Origin of the sequence: Leptolyngbya sp. 'hensonii', from assembly GCF_001939115.1 — a bacterium.
Taxonomy (GTDB): domain Bacteria; phylum Cyanobacteriota; class Cyanobacteriia.
The window spans coordinates 39,790-56,156 of sequence record NZ_MQTZ01000051.1 but is presented as its reverse complement, the minus strand read 5'-3'; the positions used below and the strand labels follow the sequence as shown (position 1 = coordinate 56,156).

Genomic DNA, 16,367 nt, shown 5'->3' with positions numbered 1-16,367 from the left:
CTCGTAGGGTTGATATCCTTAACTAGGTCTGCTATGATTCTGGGCTCTGAGGTGGCACAAAGTAGGTAAGCTTAATGTCTTGCCAGCTGTTGGCTCAGGTTAGGATAAAAGCTCAACTTGGTCGCTGTTTTCGGTAGCCAATTGGGATGTCTGGCCGTTGAGAAACTGGCTGTAAGGGATACTGGGTGGTTTTCTACTTAAGTCCTGGCCAAATATACAGTTTGTAATTTCTGCTCTGTATTCTTGTTTCGCCCAGAATTGCGCTCTCCTCGGGGGAGCAGTCTTTGGTCGAGAGCAGTTTAGAGGCTTAACCCAATTGGGTTTCCGGGTTTGGATTCTTGTGGATCCATTTGTTAGGTAAAAAGCTGGAGTAGGGGTGCGCTGAGGTTGTGCAGATGACCCCTTTGCTTCGGTTGCGTTTGTATCAGAAGGAGACCGATCGCTGTGGCTTTGGGTATTCTCGGCACTAAGCTTGGCATGACCCAGCTCTTTGACCAGGCTGGAAAGGCAATCCCTGTGACCGTCATTCAGGCGGGTCCATGTACAGTAACTCAAATTAAAACTTCCCAGACGGATGGCTATTCTGCTGTTCAGGTGGGTTATGGCGAAGTAACGGAAAAGGCTTTGAACAAGCCTAAGCTGGGCCATCTGGCCAAGTCAGGAGCTTCCCCGATCCGTCATTTGCATGAATACCGCCTGGATGACGTGGGCAGCTTTGAGTTAGGTCAGCAAATTAAAGTTGATACCTTTGCTCAAGGCCAAACAGTTGACGTTGTGGGTACAAGCATTGGTCGAGGATTTGCTGGTTATCAAAGACGACATAACTTTGGTCGTGGACCTATGGCCCATGGTTCTAAGAACCATCGTCTTCCTGGTTCGACGGGTGCAGGTACGACACCTGGCCGTGTCTATCCTGGTAAGCGCATGGCTGGTCGTTTGGGTGGCAGCCAGGTTACGGTTCGCAAGCTGACTATTGTTCGAGTGGATCCGGAACGTAATCTGCTGTTAATTAAAGGAGCCATTCCTGGAAAGCCAGGTGCACTGGTTAATGTCATGCCTGCCAAAACAGTCGGTCGGGTGAAGCAAAAGTAACGAGGACTGACATGAGATGCAATGTTCAGGACTTCGCAGAGAGGGAAAGAGATGGTTGATTGTGTAGTTCGAGACTGGCAAGGAGAAGAAGTTGGTAACGCTTCTTTGGAGTTGAGGGTTGCTAAGGAATCTTCAGCTTCCCATGTCGTACATCGGGCACTGGTGCGCCAATTGGCAAATGCCCGCCAAGGAACGGCTAGTACTAAAACCAGGTCAGAAGTCAGAGGGGGGGGGCGTAAGCCCTGGCGACAAAAAGGAACAGGCCGAGCTCGTGCGGGTTCTAATCGTTCTCCGTTGTGGCGAGGTGGGGGTGTTATTTTTGGTCCCAAACCACGGGATTACTCGGTGAAGATGAACCGGAAAGAGCGGCGTTTGGCTCTCAGGACGGCTTTTCAGAGTCGCATAGAAGACCTGATTGTTGTCCAGGACTTTGCCGATCAGCTCCCCCAGCCTAAGACCAAGGAACTGGCTGCAGCGATCGCTCGTTGGGGGGTTCCGCAGGAGGCCAAAGTGTTATTGATTCTGCCTGAGCGGGCTGAAAATATCTACCTGTCTGCCAGGAACATCGGTAACTTGAAGTTAATCTCGGCTACCAATCTTAATATTTTTGATTTACTGGTTGCTGATCGAATTGTGACTACTGCTGCGGCTCTCGAAAAAATTCAGGAGGTTTATGGTGACTAAGGTTAGTTCCCCTCGCTCCCTGGCAGATTTGATTCGGCGTCCGATCGTCACTGAAAAGGCAACCCGTTTGCTAGAGGATAACAAGTACACCTTTGAAGTGGTTCCTCAGGCCACTAAGCCTCAGATTAAGGCTGCGATCGAAGAACTTTTTAATGTCAAAGTGACAGGTGTTAATACGGTTAATTTACCGCGCAAACAGCGGCGTGTTGGCAAGTTCCTGGGTTATCGACCTCAATACAAACGGGCAGTTGTAACTCTGGCTGCTGGAGATTCTATTACCCTGTTCCCTGAAGTTTAGTCCTCTGTCCCATCGCTTTAGAACTCAATCCTATGGGCATCCGTTCTTATCGACCTTATACCCCTGGTACTCGTCAGCGCAACGTCCCTGACTTTGCTGAGTTGACTCGTGATGAGCCAGAAAAATCTCTCACTAAATCTGTCCATCGTCCTAAAGGCCGAAATAATCGTGGCGTTGTGACTTGTCGCCACCGGGGTGGTGGTCATAAGCGGCTGTATCGCATTGTTGACTTCCGCCGCAACAAGCATAGTATTCCAGCTAAAGTGGCATCTATTGAATATGATCCTAACCGCAACGCTTGGATAGCCCTGCTTTATTACCAGGATGGAGAGAAGCGCTACATTCTTTATCCCGCTGGGCTGAAGATCGGGACTACGATACTTTCAGGTCCAGATGCGCCGATTGAGGTCGGGAATGCGCTGCCCCTGGGTAATATTCCCCTGGGTACCAACGTTCACAACGTCGAGCTGTTTCCAGGTCGAGGCGGACAGATCGTCCGAGCTGCTGGTACAACCGCCCAAGTCGTTGCTAAAGAAGGTAATTTTGTCACCCTCAAACTGCCCTCTACTGAGGTTCGGTTAATCCGGCGCGAATGTTATGCCACGATCGGCCAGGTTGGTAATTTAGAATCTCGTAACATTAGTTTGGGTAAGGCTGGGCGAAAGCGCCATCTTGGTCGCCGTCCAGAGGTGCGTGGCAGTGTGATGAACCCGGTTGATCACCCCCATGGTGGTGGTGAAGGGTGTGCTCCTATCGGTAGGCCCGGCCCTGTTACCCCTTGGGGTAAGCCAGCACTAGGATATAAAACTCGTAAGAAGAAAAAGCAGAGTAACGCCATGATCGTGAGGCGGCGGCGGAAGACCTCGAAGCGGGGTCGTGGTGGTCGTGAATCTTAGAGCTGATTGGAGAGGATGAACTATGTCCCGTTCCCTAAAAAAAGGTCCATTCGTTGCTGATCACCTATTGACTAAGGTGGAACGGCTGAATGCAAAAGGTGAAAAGCAGGTGATTAAAACCTGGTCTCGTGCTTCCACTATTCTGCCTCAAATGATTGGGCATACGATTGCTGTCCATAACGGACGTCAGCATATGCCTGTTTATGTTACCGAGCAAATGGTGGGGCACAAGTTGGGTGAATTTGCACCCACTCGTACATTCAAGGGGCATGCCAAAAGTGATAAAAAGGCCCGTCGATAAAGTGGTTTAAGGTTTGGTCGCGAATAGGCATTCGCTGATCGCCAGATGTAAGGAGAAACAGATGGCTGTTAGTAGTTCAGAAGAAGTAAAAGCAGTTGCCCGATATATTCGCATGTCCCCCCATAAGGTACGGCGGGTACTGGATCAGATTCGAGGGCGTTCCTATCGGGAGGCCCTGATTATCCTGGAGTTTATGCCGTATCGGGCCTGTGAACCCGTGCTGAAAGTTCTGCGATCGGCGGTAGCCAATGCTGAACATAATGTTGGCCTCGATCCAACCAGGTTAACTGTGACGACAGCCTATGCTGATCAGGGGCCTAGTTTGAAACGATTTAGGCCAAGGGCTCAGGGGCGGGCTTATCAAATTCGCAAGCCAACTTGCCATATCACCGTGGCTGTTAGTCAGAACGAGGAAGAGTAATGGGACAGAAGATTCATCCAGTTGGTTTTCGGCTGGGGACAACGCAAGAACATCGCTCCCGTTGGTTTGCTGAACCCAGGCGATATTCTGAGGTTTTAAGGGAAGACTTTAAGATTCGCAAGTTCGTTCAGAAGAATCTGAGTAATGCAGGTATCTCTGAAGTGCGAATTGAGCGTAAGGCTGACCAGATTGATCTAGAAGTTCGTACTGCTCGTCCTGGCGTGGTTGTTGGTCGTGGCGGTGCAGGGATTGAGAGTTTGCGAGTGGGGCTGCAGGATGTTCTGGGTAGCTCTGACCGTCAAATTCGAATCAATGTTGTAGAAGTCGCCCGTGTGGACGCTGATGCCTCTCTCATTGCTGAATATATTGCTCAGCAACTAGAACGACGAGTTTCTTTCCGTCGAGTTGTTCGTCAGGCTATTCAGCGAGCCCAACGAGCGGGTATTCAGGGAATTAAAGTGCAGGTAAGTGGTCGCCTGAATGGAGCTGAAATTGCCCGTACTGAGTGGACTCGGGAAGGGCGAGTACCCCTCCATACCCTGCGGGCCGATATTGATTATTCCTATAAGACAGCACAAACCGTCTACGGTGTTCTGGGAATCAAGGTTTGGGTCTTCAAGGGTGAGATTCTGCCTGGGCAGGAAGAGACCCCAACTGTTAGAGAAGCTCAGCCGCGTCGTCGGCAACAGCGTCGTCGTCCTCAGTTTGAAGATCGTTCTAATGAAGGATAACGGACGAGGAATGGTAAATCACTTGATTTCAATTCCTGTTCCAGACCGCAGATTCCTGAATTTCCAAGGTACTGAGTTATGTTAAGTCCGAGAAGAACTAAATTTCGTAAGCAGCAGCGTGGACGGATGCGCGGTCAAGCGACTAGGGGAAACACCATTAGTTTTGGTGAGTTTGCCCTTCAGGCCATGGAGCCTTGCTGGATCACTGCCCGTCAAATTGAAGCGAGCCGTCGTGCGATGACCCGCTACATCCGCCGAGGAGGCCAGATCTGGATCAGAATTTTTCCAGATAAGCCAGTGACGATGAGACCTGCCGAAACCCGGATGGGTTCCGGTAAAGGGAACCCGGAATTTTGGGTTGCCGTTGTTAAGCCTGGACGCATACTTTTTGAAATTGCTGGCGTGCCAGAAGCTACTGCCCGAGAGGCAATGCGGTTAGCACAATACAAGCTGCCCATTAAGACCAAGTTTATTGTTCGTGAATCGCAGACCCAGGAGGTGCAGGATGCCCCTACCGAAGATTGAAGATGCTCGAAAATTGAGTGATGACGACCTGAAGGAGCAGATCCTCGTCGTGAAGCGCGAGTTATTCGAACTGCGGATGCAGAAAGCAACTCGTCAGTTAGAAAAATCCCATCAGTTTAAACATGCCCGGCATCGGCTAGCACAATTGATGACTGTTGAGCAGGAGCGCCTGAGTGCAAGCTCTACGGCACAGTCAGGAGCGGAGCAAGAGTAGGTGAACTATGGCAGTCAAAGAACGTGTTGGTTTGGTTGTTAGCAACAAGATGGATAAGACGGTGGTGGTCGCGATTGAAAACCGCTCACCCCATCCCAAGTACGGCAAAATTATGGTCCGTACCAAACGCTATAAAGCTCATGATGAGGAAAACCAGTGTCGTATTGGAGATCGTGTGAGAATTCGCGAAACTCGACCTCTTAGCCGCACGAAGCGCTGGATCGTAGCCGATATCCTCAGCAATACTCAAAATCCTAAAGCGTGAGGAAGTAGATATGATTCAGCAGGAAACCTATCTCAATGTGGCTGATAACAGTGGCGCTCGAAAGCTGATGTGTATTCGGGTTTTAGGCGGCAACCGTCGTTATGCCGGTGTTGGTGATGTCATTATTGCAGTTGTCAAAGATGCCATTCCTAACATGGCGGTTAAAAAATCCGATGTTGTTCGAGCAGTGGTCGTGCGAACTCGCAAAGGCTTACGTCGAGACAGTGGCATGAGTATTCGTTTTGATGACAATGCTGCTGTGATCATTAATGCTGATGGTAATCCCAGGGGGACTAGAGTCTTTGGCCCTGTTGCTCGGGAACTGCGAGACAAGAACTTTACTAAGATTGTTTCTCTGGCTCCGGAGGTACTGTGATGGCTGTTAAGGCTCAGGATAAGGCGGTGCAATACCGGCTACATGTTAAGACAGGAGATACTGTTCAGGTGATCTCTGGTAAGGACAAGGGCAAGGTTGGCGAAATTCTGCGAACATTTCCCAAGCTGAGCCAGGTAATTGTTAAGGGTGTCAATATGCGAACAAAGCATGTTAAGCCCCAGCAGGATGGGGAATCAGGCCAGATTGTCACCCAAGAGGCTCCGATCCATAGCTCTAAGGTGATGCTTTATTCTGTCAAGCAGAAAGTGGCTAGCCGCATTTGCTACACCTTTGATGACACAGGGCGCAAAGTCCGAATGTTGAAAAAGACTGGCGAAGTCATCGATAAAAAATAGGTTTGAATTCAAAACTCAAATCTGAGGAGTCAAATTTCATCCCTGACAAAGCCCAGGGATTCAGAGGATAAAAACTATGGCAGGACTGAAGACAACTTACCAGGAAAAGATTGTTCCAAAATTAATGGAGCAATTCAAGTATACAAACATCCATCAGGTGCCAAAACTTGTCAAAGTTACGGTAAACCGTGGTTTGGGAGAGGCATCTCAGAATGCTAAGGCCTTGGAAGCATCGATTAATGAAATTGCTTTGATTACTGGTCAAAAGCCAGTAGTTACTCGAGCTAAGAAAGCGATCGCTGGCTTCAAGATCCGTCAGGGAATGCCTGTAGGGGTAATGGTGACATTACGTTCTGACCGCATGTACGCTTTCCTGGAACGATTGATTAACCTGGCTTTACCGCGCATCCGAGATTTTCGTGGCATTAGTCCTAAGAGTTTTGATGGTCGCGGTAACTATACCCTCGGCATCAGAGAGCAGCTAATTTTCCCGGAAATAGATTATGACGGGATTGATCAGATTCGCGGTTTTGATATTTCGATTATCACAACTGCCGATGCGGATGAAGAAGGGCGCGCTTTACTGAAAGAGATGGGTATGCCTTTCCGGGAATAAACGAGGTGATTTCGTAAGTCGAGAGAACTATGGCCGCTAACGACACTATTGCAGACATGCTAACTCGCATTCGCAATGCGAATCTGGCAAGACATCAAACCACTGAGGTTCCGGCGACTAGATTGACTCACAGCATTGCCGAAGTGCTGAAGAGTGAGGGTTTTATTACCGACTTTCAGGAAACTGGAGAAGGGGTAAAGCGCCGTTTGCAAATTTCCCTGAAATATAAGGGGAAAAATCGACAGCCGATTATTACAGGTTTGCGTCGGGTCAGTAAACCGGGGTTACGGGTTTACTCCAACCGTAAGGAGTTACCGAAAGTGCTCGGTGGGATTGGAATTGCTATCATTTCCACTTCCAGCGGCATTATGACCGATCGCGACGCCAGGCGTAATGGCGTTGGCGGTGAGGTCCTCTGCTACATTTGGTAAAAGTTTTGAATTTTTAGATTTCGAGGTAAATATGTCTCGAATTGGCAAGAGAGTTATTCCTATTCCTGCTAAGGTGACCGTTGCGATAGATGGTCAGAACGTCTCGGTTAAGGGGCCTAAAGGTGAACTTTCCCGCATCTTACCTGCTGAGGTCCTGGTTGAGCAGATAGATGCATCGTTGGTTGTGAAGCGTCGGGATGAATCCCGGCCTGCTCGAGAGCGTCATGGACTATGCCGTACCCTGGTAGCCAATATGGTTGAGGGGGTGTCTCAGGGGTTTCAGCGACGTCTTGAAATTCAGGGTGTTGGCTATCGAGCCCAGGTCCAAGGGCGCAATCTTGTTCTTAACGTTGGCTACAGTATACCGGTTCAGATCGAGCCTCCTGAAGGAATTCAGGTCGCAGTTGAGAACAATACTAATGTCATTATCAGTGGCATTGACAAGGAAATTGTTGGGAATACAGCTGCAAAAATTCGTGCCGTTCGTCCACCTGAAGTGTACAAGGGCAAGGGTATCCGTTACGCAGGTGAAGTTGTCAGACGTAAGGCTGGTAAGTCAGGGAAGAAGTAACTATGAAGCTTAGTCGTAAGGAATCGACCCGTCGCAGGCACAGCCGTATCCGGCGCAGTGTTTCCGGCACTCCAGAACGTCCTCGGTTGTCTATCTTCCGTTCTCAACAGCACATTTATGCCCAGATTATCGATGATGTGAGTCAGCATACCCTAGCTGCAGCCTCAACTCTGGAACCCGAATTGAAATCAAAGCTCGCCTCTGGTGGGACTCGTGATGCTTCTGCAGAAGTTGGCAAGCTTATTGCCCAACGATCTCTGGCTAAGGGGATTCAACAGGTCGTTTTTGATCGGGGAGGGAATCTGTACCATGGTCGCATTCAGGCTCTGGCGGATGCTGCTCGTGAGTCAGGATTAAACTTCTAAACCATTGATCAGGATTTGAGGGATAAGGAATAGACTATGGCAAACCGGCGCAAAGAAAAACGAACGCGTGAAAAGGAGACAGACTGGCAGGAACGAGTGGTTCAGATCCGTCGGGTCACCAAGGTTGTCAAAGGAGGCAAAAAGCTGAGCTTTCGGGCAATCGTCATCGTTGGCAATGAACGAGGTCAAGTTGGCGTTGGAGTTGGTAAAGCCAGCGATGTTATTGGCGCGGTGAAAAAGGGCGTTGCTGATGGCAGGAAACATGTGGTAGATGTTCCCCTAACTAAGGCCAACTCTATTCCTCACCCTGTCAGTAGTAGTGGTGGTGGGGCCAAGGTGATGATGCGGCCCGCAGCTCCTGGAACAGGGGTAATTGCGGGGGGAGCAGTAAGAACTGTACTGGAACTGGCTGGCGTACGCAATATTCTGGCTAAACAGTTAGGCTCTGGCAATCCTCTGAACAATGCCAGAGCGGCAGTTAATGCCCTTGCTACTTTGAGAACTTTCTCTGAGGTAGCAGAAGAAAGGGGCATTCCAGTGGAAAATCTTTACGGATAGTCAGTCTAGGTAATAACTATGAGATTACAAGACGCTTTACCTCAAGACGGTTCTCGCAGGAGAAAACGGCGTATTGGGCGCGGGATTTCTGCAGGCCAAGGGGCTAGTGGTGGGTTTGGTATGCGGGGTCAGAAATCCCGATCGGGACGAAGTACCAGACCTGGTTTTGAAGGCGGCCAAATGCCTTTATATCGCCGCGTTCCAAAGTTAAAACACTTTCCCCAAGTGAATCGCCAGGAGTACACCATCATCAATGTTGGGAAGTTGGCTTCATTGCCACCTAATACGGAGGTCAGCCTGGAGTCTTTGATGGAGGTAGGTCTGATTACAACCAATGATGGGCCGTTAAAGATATTGGGGCATGGTGAACTTACGTGTCCTGTAAAAGTTCAAGCTGCTTGCTTTACCGAAAGTGCACGATCGAAAATTGAGGCTGCTGGCGGTAGCTGCGAGGTTGTAACCTGATCAGCGATAATAGAATGATGATGAAATCATCACTAAGCAAATGCACTTAGGCGCACGATTGTGTGCCTATTCTGCTAGTTCAGTGGGTGAAACTAAAATTTCAAGGCTGAAAAAATTTCATTTTCACTCCTCTTTTAAGTAGTGAGGTTATGGTATGGCTGATAGGCAGGAAAAAGCTCCGACCGCTCAGGAAACTTTTTCGCAAATGGCACAGGCGGCAGGATTGAGAGGAAGGGTTCTGCTGACCGTAGGCATGCTGATTTTAGTTCGTTTGGGTATATTTCTGCCTATTCCTGGCATCAATCGGGAGAGCTTCAATTCTTTTATCCAGCAGCAAAATAATGTAGTGCTGGGTTTTTTAGATATTTTTTCTGGTGGTGGGTTAACAGCACTAGGTATATTTGCGCTGGGTATTCTGCCATACATTAATGCTTCTATTATTATTCAACTTCTCACAGCGGCGCTCCCAGCCCTGGAAAAGCTTCAGAAGGAAGAGGGGGAGGCTGGGAGACGCAAGATTTCTCAAATTACTCGTTATGTCGCTCTAGGTTGGGCAATTGTTCAAAGCATTGGCATTGCCCTCTGGGTTAGACCTTATGCTGAGGTTCCTGGGCTACCTTTTGTGTTTGAGATTGTTGTTGCTCTAACAGCAGGCTCTATGTTTGTGATGTGGATTGGTGAGCTTGTGACAGAGCGAGGTATTGGTAATGGTGCCTCTCTCCTAATCTTTTTGAGTATCGTCTCTAGTTTGCCAAAGTCATTAGGTCAGACGATTGAGTATGCCCGAATCAATGCTGAGAAGGGAAATAACGCCATTGTAGGTGGTGTGATTATTCTATTGGCTTCCTTCGTTGCCATGATTGTGGGCATTGTATTTGTCCAGGAGGGTATTCGCCGGATTCCAATTATCTCTGCCCGGCGCCAGGTTGGCCGGAAGACTTATCTGGAGCGGAACAGTTACCTTCCTCTGCGATTGAACCAGGGCGGTGTGATGCCAATTATTTTTGCTTCAGCAGTTTTGATCCTTCCAGCCACTCTGGCGACTCAGGTGATTAAGAATGAGGCTTTTTCTAAATTCGTAGCCAATTATCTCAGCCCCGGTGCGGCAAATGGCTGGTTCTACTATGTCTTGTATCTTTTGCTAATTCTCTTCTTTAGCTATTTTTATGCTTCTTTGATTGTTAACCCTGTGGATTTGGCTCAAAATCTGAAGAAGATGGGAGCTAGTATTCCGGGAATTCGCCCTGGTCGGGCAACAACTGAGTATATTGAACGAGTTTTGAACCGTTTGACCTTCCTGGGTGCCGTTTTTCTGGGTCTGGTGGCGATTATCCCGACAGTTGTTGAAGGTGCAACCCGTGTTACGACTTTCCAGCAGGGATTCGGAGCAACTTCTCTTTTGATTCTTGTAGGGGTTGCGATCGATACGGCAAAGCAGGTTCAAACTTACGTTATTTCTCAACGCTACGAAGGGATGGTGAAACAGTAGTGGCACGGTTAATCTTTTTGGGGCCACCGGGTGCAGGCAAAGGAACGCAGGCCCAACTTCTTGCTCATCTCTTGAATATTCCTCAAGTGTCAACGGGAGAAATTTTAAGAGATGCTGTATCCCAGAGTACCCATCTTGGGCTTAAGGCTCAATCTTATATGGATCGAGGAGAACTGGTTCCCGATCAGCTAATTTTGGAAATTATCCGGGAAAGATTGAATCAGCCAGATGCAAAGGCCGGATGGATTCTAGATGGGTTTCCTCGCAATGTTGCCCAGGCTAATTTCCTGGATCAGCTTTTGGAGGATATGGGCCAATCCTATGACAATGCAGTCTATCTTGAAGTTCCTGATGAAGTCCTGGTTACCAGACTTCTGGCTAGGGGGCGGAAAGATGATGCTGAGGATGTGATTAGACGGCGTTTAGCCGTTTACCGAGAACAAACGGAACCTCTAATTGTCTTTTATCGGGGGCGTCACCAGTTGGCAACTATAGATGGTAATCAATCTCCTGATGAAGTTGCGGCTGACCTGAAGAAATTAGTTCATCTATAGAAAACTGGTTTGAGCTTCTATTTGTTAGCCTGGTAAAAAATTGGATTGAGTAACTACTCTATTGTCTGATTTGTTGTTTGAGCCTTGAAAGGAGTAGCATCTTGAAACTGTTGAGTTAGGAGAGTCATAAGTTGTCTAAACAAGATTTGATTGAGATGGAAGGTACGGTGACAGAGTCGCTGCCCAATGCGATGTTCCGTGTTGACCTGGATAATGGTTTTAATGTACTTGCCCACATTTCTGGCAAAATCCGGCGTAACTATATCAAGATTCTTCCTGGAGATCGGGTGAAAGTTGAGTTGACTCCTTACGATTTAACTAAAGGTAGGATTACCTACCGGCTTAAAAATAAAAAGTAACAGTTGATTCATCCTATAGAAGCGCGCTATTCAAAGAAAATATATGAGCGAGCTGGCTCGCATCTCTGAATAAATGGGATGATTTTTAAGACGCTTGACAAGTTGTATGCAGGACTGATAGAATAAACATTTTGTTATGGTGCGCCGGTGATAAGGTAATGAAAGTTCGAGCTTCTGTTCGCAAAATCTGTGAGAAATGTCGCATCATTCGTAGGCATGGTCGGGTTATGGTGATCTGTTCTAATCCCAAGCACAAGCAGCGCCAGGGTTAGAGTTCGGTTGTGATCATGCTTGATGGCTGTTGGTCACTCGTTCAATGCATATCTAGTCTGAAGATTGGGGGAGAAGTTAGGTGGCAAGAATTGCCGGGGTAGACCTTCCACGCGACAAGCGCGTGGAGATTGGCTTGACCTACATTTATGGAATTGGTCCAACACGGTCCAAGCAAATCTTAGAAGTGACAGGTGTAAATCCCGATACTCGGGTTAAGGACCTTTCTGATGCTGATGTAACGGCTTTGCGGGAAGCGGTTGAAACGAATTTCCAGGTGGAAGGGGATTTGAGGCGTCTGGAATCCCTCAGTATTAAGCGCCTGATGGATATTGGCACTTATCGGGGTCGGCGTCATCGTCTTGGATTGCCAGTTCGGGGGCAGCGCACTCGCACAAATGCCCGTACTCGCCGCGGTGGTCGTCGCACTGTAGCCGGTAAGAAGAAAGCTCCAAGTAAGAAATAGCATTGCTGACGATTTGTACGCACATCATGAGAGAAGGGTATGGCGCGTCCGACAAAGAAAACAACGACACGAAAGCAGAAACGGCATGTTCCGAGTGGGGTGGCTCATATTCAGTCCACCTTCAACAACACGATCGTTTCCATTACTGATACGGGAGGCGAGGTTATTTCCTGGGCATCAGCAGGTTCCAGTGGTTTTAAAGGAGCTAAGAAGGGTACCCCCTTTGCTGCTCAAACAGCCGCTGAGAATGCTGCTCGCCGTGCTGCCGATCAGGGAATGCGTCAAGTGGAAGTCATGGTCAGTGGTCCTGGGGCTGGTCGAGAAACTGCGATCAGAGCCTTGCAGGGTGCTGGGCTTGAGATTACGCTAATTCGAGATGTTACTCCCATTCCTCATAATGGTTGTCGCCCACCGAAGCGGCGTCGCGTTTAATGTAGGCAAAAAAGCGAGGAGTAAGTTTCTCGTGAGCGAGGGTAAGGAGGTTGACAGTGATACAGTTTCAAGTTGAATGCGTAGAGTCAGTTACCGAAAAAGACCAGGGTCAACGCAGCAAATTTGTGATTGAGTATCTGGATCGGGGGCAGGGCATTACTGTAGGTAACGCTTTGCGGCGTGTTCTTCTGTCCAATCTTGAAGGCGCAGCTATTACTGCCGTCCGTATTGCGGGTGTCAGTCATGAATTCGCAACAATTCCGGGAGTCCGGGAGGATGTCCTAGATATTCTGATGAATATGAAGGGAATTGTCCTGGAGAGTCACTCTTCTCAGCTTCAGTTAGGTCGTCTGCTCGTGCATGGTCCTGCTACAGCGACGGCTGCTGATTTTGATTTGCCTTCGGATGTGGAGCTAGTAAATCCTGATCAATATATTGCTACTCTATCCCCTGGAGCTACCTTGGAGATGGAGTTCCGGATTGAGAAAGGGAGAGGATATCGAGCTATTGATCGGGGTAGAGACGATGCTTCTGCCATCGATTTTCTCCAGATCGATGCGATTTTTATGCCAGTTCGTAAAGTAGAGTATCGAGTTGATGACGCCCACATTGGTGGTGCTCTGGAGAAGGATCGTCTAACGATGGAGATCTGGACCAATGGCAGTCTGACTCCTCAGGAAGCCCTGAGTCAGGCTGCGAATATTTTGGTCGATTTGTTTAATCCTCTCAGGGATATTACCTTCGAGCCCACGCCCGGTGAAATCATTGATGAAGTAGATCCAACGAGTCAGATTCCAATTGAGGAGTTACAGCTCTCTGTTCGAGCTTATAACTGCCTAAAGCGTGCTCAAATTAACTCTGTGGCTGACTTGTTGGAATATACCCAGGAAGATTTGCTGGAGATCAAAAATTTTGGGCAGAAATCTGCTGAGGAAGTAATTGAAGCTCTGCAGGTAAGGTTGGGTATTACTCTACCTCAGGAAAAATCCAGAAGCTGATTCCCTGGATTGTTGATCAATATCTTTAGTACTGACCGTTTTCTACTGAAATAGTTATGCGTCACCGTTGTAATGTCCCCCAACTGGGTAAGCCTGCCGACCAGCGTCGTGCTCTCCTTAGAGCATTGACAACGGAGCTAATTCGTAATGGTCGCATCAAAACTACTCTAGTCCGAGCTAAGGCTGTTCGTTCTGAAGCCGATCGGATGATTACCCTGGCCAAGGATGGCTCCCTGGCTGCTCGGCGTCGAGCGATGGGCTATCTCTATGACAAGCAGCTTGTGCATGCTCTCTTTGAGCAGGCGAGCACTCGTTATGCCGATCGTCAAGGTGGCTACACCCGTATTTTGAGAACAGTCTCTCGTCGAGGAGACAATGCTGATATGGCGATTATTGAGCTTACTTGATCCTGTGCTTTCTACTGTCTCCTTACCGACCCAACGAGTTGCCCTGGTAGTTCAATACCTGGGCACTCATTTTCATGGCTGGCAACGGCAACTGCACCAGCGAACGGTCCAAGAGGAAATTGAGACGGTATTGGGGGAGGTATTGAATCGGCCTGTTGTGATTCATGCTGCAGGTCGAACAGATGCCGGTGTTCATGCGGCTGCTCAAGTTGTTCATTTTGATGCTCCATTGAGAGTTCCGCCCCATCGATGGGCGGATATCCTGAATAGTCGGCTCTCAAAAGATGTCCTGGTTAGAGCTTCGGCATCTGTAAAGTCAAACTGGCATGCACGCTTTTCAGCCATCTGGCGACGGTATCGTTATACGATTTACACCGATCCCACACCTAATATTTTTGTTCAGTCTTTAAGCTGGCACTACTACTACACTCCCTTGGAAGAGTCGCTGATGCAGGCTGCTCTGACGCCATTATTGGGGCGGCACCATTTAACTTCCTTTCATCGTACCCGTTCAGGGCGATCCCATTCTTGGGTAGACGTGCAGGCTGCGGATTGTGTCCGTCAGGGACCGTTTGTTTGTATTGAAGTGCAAGCGAATGGCTTCTTGTACGGGATGATGCGCCTGTTGGTAGGATTATTAGTGCAGGTAGGGCGAGGGGTGCGATCGCCCGAGAGCTTCACACAACTCTGGCAGGAGGGGGGGCGTGATGAGGTGAAATATGCTGCACCTGCTCATGGCCTTTGCCTCTTACGAGTTGGATATCCTGAGTGCCCCTTCCCGCCTGAGATTTGGTACGATGCACAACCGAAGTTCCTTTTTGGTTCTCCTTTGCCAGTTTTCAGAAATGTGGTTTGCAGCCCAGAGCAACAGTAGTTTGAAGTCCTAAATCTGCTCTAGATAATCGCTCAGTTTTGACTTCTCCCAGATTTAATTCTTTTCCTGATGAGATAAGTTGATTGCCATGAACAAAACCTACCTCCCTCCTCAAGAGTCTTTAGAGCGTAACTGGTATGTCGTTGATGCGACAGATCAGCGGCTGGGTCGTCTGGCTAGCCAGGTTGCGATGGTTCTGAGGGGTAAGAATAAGCCCATCTATACTCCCCATCTGGACACCGGTGATTTTGTTATTGTTGTGAATGCGGAAAAGATTGCAGTAACGGGTAAGAAACGGACCCAAAAGCTCTATCGCAGGCACTCTGGAAGGCCGGGTGGGATGAAGGTAGAAACCTTTGCTAAACTTCAGGCCCGGATCCCGGAGCGGATTATTGAACATGCTGTGCGGGGAATGTTACCCAAAAACACATTGGGTCGGCAGTTGTTTACTAAGTTGAAAGTTTACACTGGGCCTGATCATCCTCATCAGGCCCAAAAGCCTAAAGTTCTAGAAGTTCAGACAATCCCAGGAGGGAAAAGCTAATGCAAGCAACAGAGCAACCCACACAAGTGGCCTACTTGGGTACAGGTCGTCGCAAGTCAGCAGTGGCCAGAGTACGGCTCGTCCCAGGCAGTGGGCAGATTATCATCAATGGCAAGCCTGGCGATCTCTATCTCCAGTTCAATCAAACATACATTGCAGCAGTCAAGGCACCCCTTGAAACCTTAGGGCTAGAGAGTGAGTATGATGTGCTGGTGAATGCGGATGGAGGTGGTTTAACAGGTCAGGCTGACTCGATTCGCCTTGGTGTAGCTCGTGCTCTTTGCCAGCTTGATCCGGAAAATCGCAAGCCACTCAAGGTAGAAGGCTATCTGACCCGTGACCCCAGAGCTAAGGAGCGTCGGAAGTATGGTCTCCGCAAAGCTCGTAAGGCTCCTCAATACTCTAAACGCTAGGAACATTTATTTCCTGTTATTGGTTATTCACTGTTGGTCTATCAAAGGAGTTCCTGATGGCAAAACCTAATATTCACCCTAAGTGGTATCCCGAAGCTAAGGTCTATTGCAACGGGGAAGTTGTGATGACAGTTGGTTCAACGAAAGAACGGCTGGATGTTGATGTATGGTCTGGTAATCATCCTTTCTTTACTGGAACCCAGAAGATTATTGACACCGAAGGTCGTGTTGAACGGTTCTTGCGGAAGTACGGCATGATGGAGAGTGGGCAATCCCAGAAAGCTCAAGAATCTGAAGGTCAGGGGCAGAATAAGAAGAAGTAGGTTGTCCAATTTGCTTGTCTACGATCGTGACCTGTAGGGTTCTCAGACAGGGATGTTTGGGGCATCTAGGTTT

General features: G+C 48.6%; 30 protein-coding genes. All 30 read left to right on the top strand.

Going from position 1 to position 16,367, the window contains the following annotated elements:
• Nucleotides 1-438 precede the first annotated feature (438 nt).
• The 30 genes from rplC to rpmE all read left to right on the top strand — a co-directional run bounded on the left by rplC (nt 439) and on the right by rpmE (nt 16,294).
• A complete protein-coding gene (gene rplC, locus BST81_RS21975; RefSeq protein WP_363080659.1) occupies nt 439-1,092 on the top strand; it encodes a 50S ribosomal protein L3 in 654 nt (217 codons plus the stop codon).
• Between the two features lie 51 nt (nt 1,093-1,143).
• Complete coding sequence (rplD, locus tag BST81_RS21970; RefSeq protein ID WP_075600664.1) at nt 1,144-1,776, top strand: 50S ribosomal protein L4; 633 nt, start codon at nt 1,144-1,146, stop codon at nt 1,774-1,776.
• Nucleotides 1,766-2,074 (top strand): 50S ribosomal protein L23, encoded by a 309-nt coding sequence (locus tag BST81_RS21965; protein WP_075600663.1) that lies wholly within the window; start codon nt 1,766-1,768, stop codon nt 2,072-2,074. The genes rplD and BST81_RS21965 overlap by 11 nt, the downstream gene beginning before the upstream one ends.
• A gap of 32 nt (nt 2,075-2,106) precedes the next feature.
• Nucleotides 2,107-2,970 carry a 50S ribosomal protein L2 gene (gene rplB / locus BST81_RS21960; protein WP_075600662.1) on the top strand — a complete coding sequence of 288 codons (864 nt, stop codon included), beginning with the start codon at nt 2,107-2,109 and terminating at the stop codon, nt 2,968-2,970.
• A gap of 22 nt (nt 2,971-2,992) precedes the next feature.
• Nucleotides 2,993-3,271, top strand: a complete 279-nt coding sequence (gene rpsS / locus BST81_RS21955; RefSeq protein WP_075600661.1) for a 30S ribosomal protein S19 — start codon at nt 2,993-2,995, stop codon at nt 3,269-3,271.
• A 61-nt stretch (nt 3,272-3,332) separates the two neighbouring features.
• Nucleotides 3,333-3,692, top strand: a complete 360-nt coding sequence (gene rplV / locus BST81_RS21950; protein WP_075600660.1) for a 50S ribosomal protein L22 — start codon at nt 3,333-3,335, stop codon at nt 3,690-3,692.
• On the top strand, nt 3,692-4,423 hold the full coding sequence (gene rpsC, locus BST81_RS21945; RefSeq protein ID WP_075600659.1) for a 30S ribosomal protein S3: 732 nt from the start codon (nt 3,692-3,694) through the stop codon (nt 4,421-4,423). The genes rplV and rpsC overlap by 1 nt, the downstream gene beginning before the upstream one ends.
• A 78-nt stretch (nt 4,424-4,501) precedes the next feature.
• Nucleotides 4,502-4,948, top strand: coding sequence for a 50S ribosomal protein L16 (gene rplP, locus BST81_RS21940; RefSeq protein WP_075600658.1), 447 nt, complete (start codon nt 4,502-4,504; stop codon nt 4,946-4,948).
• Nucleotides 4,929-5,162, top strand: a complete 234-nt coding sequence (rpmC, locus tag BST81_RS21935) for a 50S ribosomal protein L29 (RefSeq protein WP_075600657.1) — start codon at nt 4,929-4,931, stop codon at nt 5,160-5,162. Before rplP ends, rpmC begins: the two co-directional genes overlap by 20 nt.
• Before the next feature lie 7 nt (nt 5,163-5,169).
• Nucleotides 5,170-5,427: a 30S ribosomal protein S17 gene (rpsQ, locus tag BST81_RS21930; protein WP_075600656.1), complete on the top strand. Its 258-nt coding sequence runs from the start codon at nt 5,170-5,172 to the stop codon at nt 5,425-5,427.
• A 10-nt stretch (nt 5,428-5,437) separates the two neighbouring features.
• A complete protein-coding gene (gene rplN, locus BST81_RS21925) occupies nt 5,438-5,803 on the top strand; it encodes a 50S ribosomal protein L14 (RefSeq protein WP_075600655.1) in 366 nt (121 codons plus the stop codon).
• Complete coding sequence (rplX, locus tag BST81_RS21920; protein ID WP_075600654.1) at nt 5,803-6,159, top strand: 50S ribosomal protein L24; 357 nt, start codon at nt 5,803-5,805, stop codon at nt 6,157-6,159. Before rplN ends, rplX begins: the two co-directional genes overlap by 1 nt.
• Nucleotides 6,160-6,235: 76 nt before the next feature.
• Complete coding sequence (gene rplE / locus BST81_RS21915) at nt 6,236-6,775, top strand: 50S ribosomal protein L5 (protein ID WP_075600653.1); 540 nt, start codon at nt 6,236-6,238, stop codon at nt 6,773-6,775.
• Nucleotides 6,776-6,804: 29 nt separating this feature from the next.
• Nucleotides 6,805-7,206: a 30S ribosomal protein S8 gene (rpsH, locus tag BST81_RS21910; RefSeq protein ID WP_075600652.1), complete on the top strand. Its 402-nt coding sequence runs from the start codon at nt 6,805-6,807 to the stop codon at nt 7,204-7,206.
• 31 nt (nt 7,207-7,237) lie between these two features.
• Nucleotides 7,238-7,777, top strand: a complete 540-nt coding sequence (rplF, locus tag BST81_RS21905) for a 50S ribosomal protein L6 (RefSeq protein ID WP_075600651.1) — start codon at nt 7,238-7,240, stop codon at nt 7,775-7,777.
• 2 nt (nt 7,778-7,779) lie between these two features.
• Nucleotides 7,780-8,142, top strand: a complete 363-nt coding sequence (gene rplR / locus BST81_RS21900) for a 50S ribosomal protein L18 (protein WP_075600650.1) — start codon at nt 7,780-7,782, stop codon at nt 8,140-8,142.
• 36 nt (nt 8,143-8,178) lie between these two features.
• Entirely contained in the window at nt 8,179-8,700 is a 522-nt protein-coding gene (gene rpsE / locus BST81_RS21895; RefSeq protein WP_075600649.1) for a 30S ribosomal protein S5, read from the top strand.
• A gap of 18 nt (nt 8,701-8,718) precedes the next feature.
• Nucleotides 8,719-9,165, top strand: coding sequence for a 50S ribosomal protein L15 (rplO, locus tag BST81_RS21890; protein ID WP_075600648.1), 447 nt, complete (start codon nt 8,719-8,721; stop codon nt 9,163-9,165).
• 154 nt (nt 9,166-9,319) lie between these two features.
• Nucleotides 9,320-10,654, top strand: coding sequence for a preprotein translocase subunit SecY (gene secY / locus BST81_RS21885; protein ID WP_075600647.1), 1,335 nt, complete (start codon nt 9,320-9,322; stop codon nt 10,652-10,654).
• A complete protein-coding gene (locus BST81_RS21880; protein WP_075600646.1) occupies nt 10,654-11,208 on the top strand; it encodes an adenylate kinase in 555 nt (184 codons plus the stop codon). Before secY ends, BST81_RS21880 begins: the two co-directional genes overlap by 1 nt.
• A 131-nt stretch (nt 11,209-11,339) precedes the next feature.
• Nucleotides 11,340-11,567: a translation initiation factor IF-1 gene (gene infA / locus BST81_RS21875; RefSeq protein WP_075600645.1), complete on the top strand. Its 228-nt coding sequence runs from the start codon at nt 11,340-11,342 to the stop codon at nt 11,565-11,567.
• A gap of 158 nt (nt 11,568-11,725) precedes the next feature.
• Nucleotides 11,726-11,839 (top strand): 50S ribosomal protein L36, encoded by a 114-nt coding sequence (gene rpmJ / locus BST81_RS21870; protein ID WP_075600644.1) that lies wholly within the window; start codon nt 11,726-11,728, stop codon nt 11,837-11,839.
• A gap of 80 nt (nt 11,840-11,919) precedes the next feature.
• Nucleotides 11,920-12,303 (top strand): 30S ribosomal protein S13, encoded by a 384-nt coding sequence (gene rpsM, locus BST81_RS21865; protein WP_075600643.1) that lies wholly within the window; start codon nt 11,920-11,922, stop codon nt 12,301-12,303.
• A gap of 39 nt (nt 12,304-12,342) precedes the next feature.
• Nucleotides 12,343-12,735: a 30S ribosomal protein S11 gene (rpsK, locus tag BST81_RS21860; RefSeq protein ID WP_075600642.1), complete on the top strand. Its 393-nt coding sequence runs from the start codon at nt 12,343-12,345 to the stop codon at nt 12,733-12,735.
• Between the two features lie 56 nt (nt 12,736-12,791).
• The gene (locus tag BST81_RS21855; protein WP_083637009.1) at nt 12,792-13,733 is read left to right on the top strand and encodes a DNA-directed RNA polymerase subunit alpha; all 942 of its coding nucleotides are present in this window, start codon (nt 12,792-12,794) and stop codon (nt 13,731-13,733) included.
• Nucleotides 13,734-13,789: 56 nt separating this feature from the next.
• Complete coding sequence (gene rplQ / locus BST81_RS21850; protein WP_075600640.1) at nt 13,790-14,140, top strand: 50S ribosomal protein L17; 351 nt, start codon at nt 13,790-13,792, stop codon at nt 14,138-14,140.
• A 4-nt stretch (nt 14,141-14,144) separates the two neighbouring features.
• Nucleotides 14,145-15,014: a tRNA pseudouridine(38-40) synthase TruA gene (gene truA / locus BST81_RS21845; protein WP_253188433.1), complete on the top strand. Its 870-nt coding sequence runs from the start codon at nt 14,145-14,147 to the stop codon at nt 15,012-15,014.
• A gap of 88 nt (nt 15,015-15,102) precedes the next feature.
• Nucleotides 15,103-15,558: a 50S ribosomal protein L13 gene (gene rplM, locus BST81_RS21840; protein ID WP_075600638.1), complete on the top strand. Its 456-nt coding sequence runs from the start codon at nt 15,103-15,105 to the stop codon at nt 15,556-15,558.
• Nucleotides 15,558-15,971, top strand: coding sequence for a 30S ribosomal protein S9 (gene rpsI / locus BST81_RS21835; RefSeq protein ID WP_075600637.1), 414 nt, complete (start codon nt 15,558-15,560; stop codon nt 15,969-15,971). Before rplM ends, rpsI begins: the two co-directional genes overlap by 1 nt.
• Nucleotides 15,972-16,027: 56 nt before the next feature.
• Complete coding sequence (rpmE, locus tag BST81_RS21830; protein WP_075600636.1) at nt 16,028-16,294, top strand: 50S ribosomal protein L31; 267 nt, start codon at nt 16,028-16,030, stop codon at nt 16,292-16,294.
• Nucleotides 16,295-16,367: the final 73 nt, after the last annotated feature.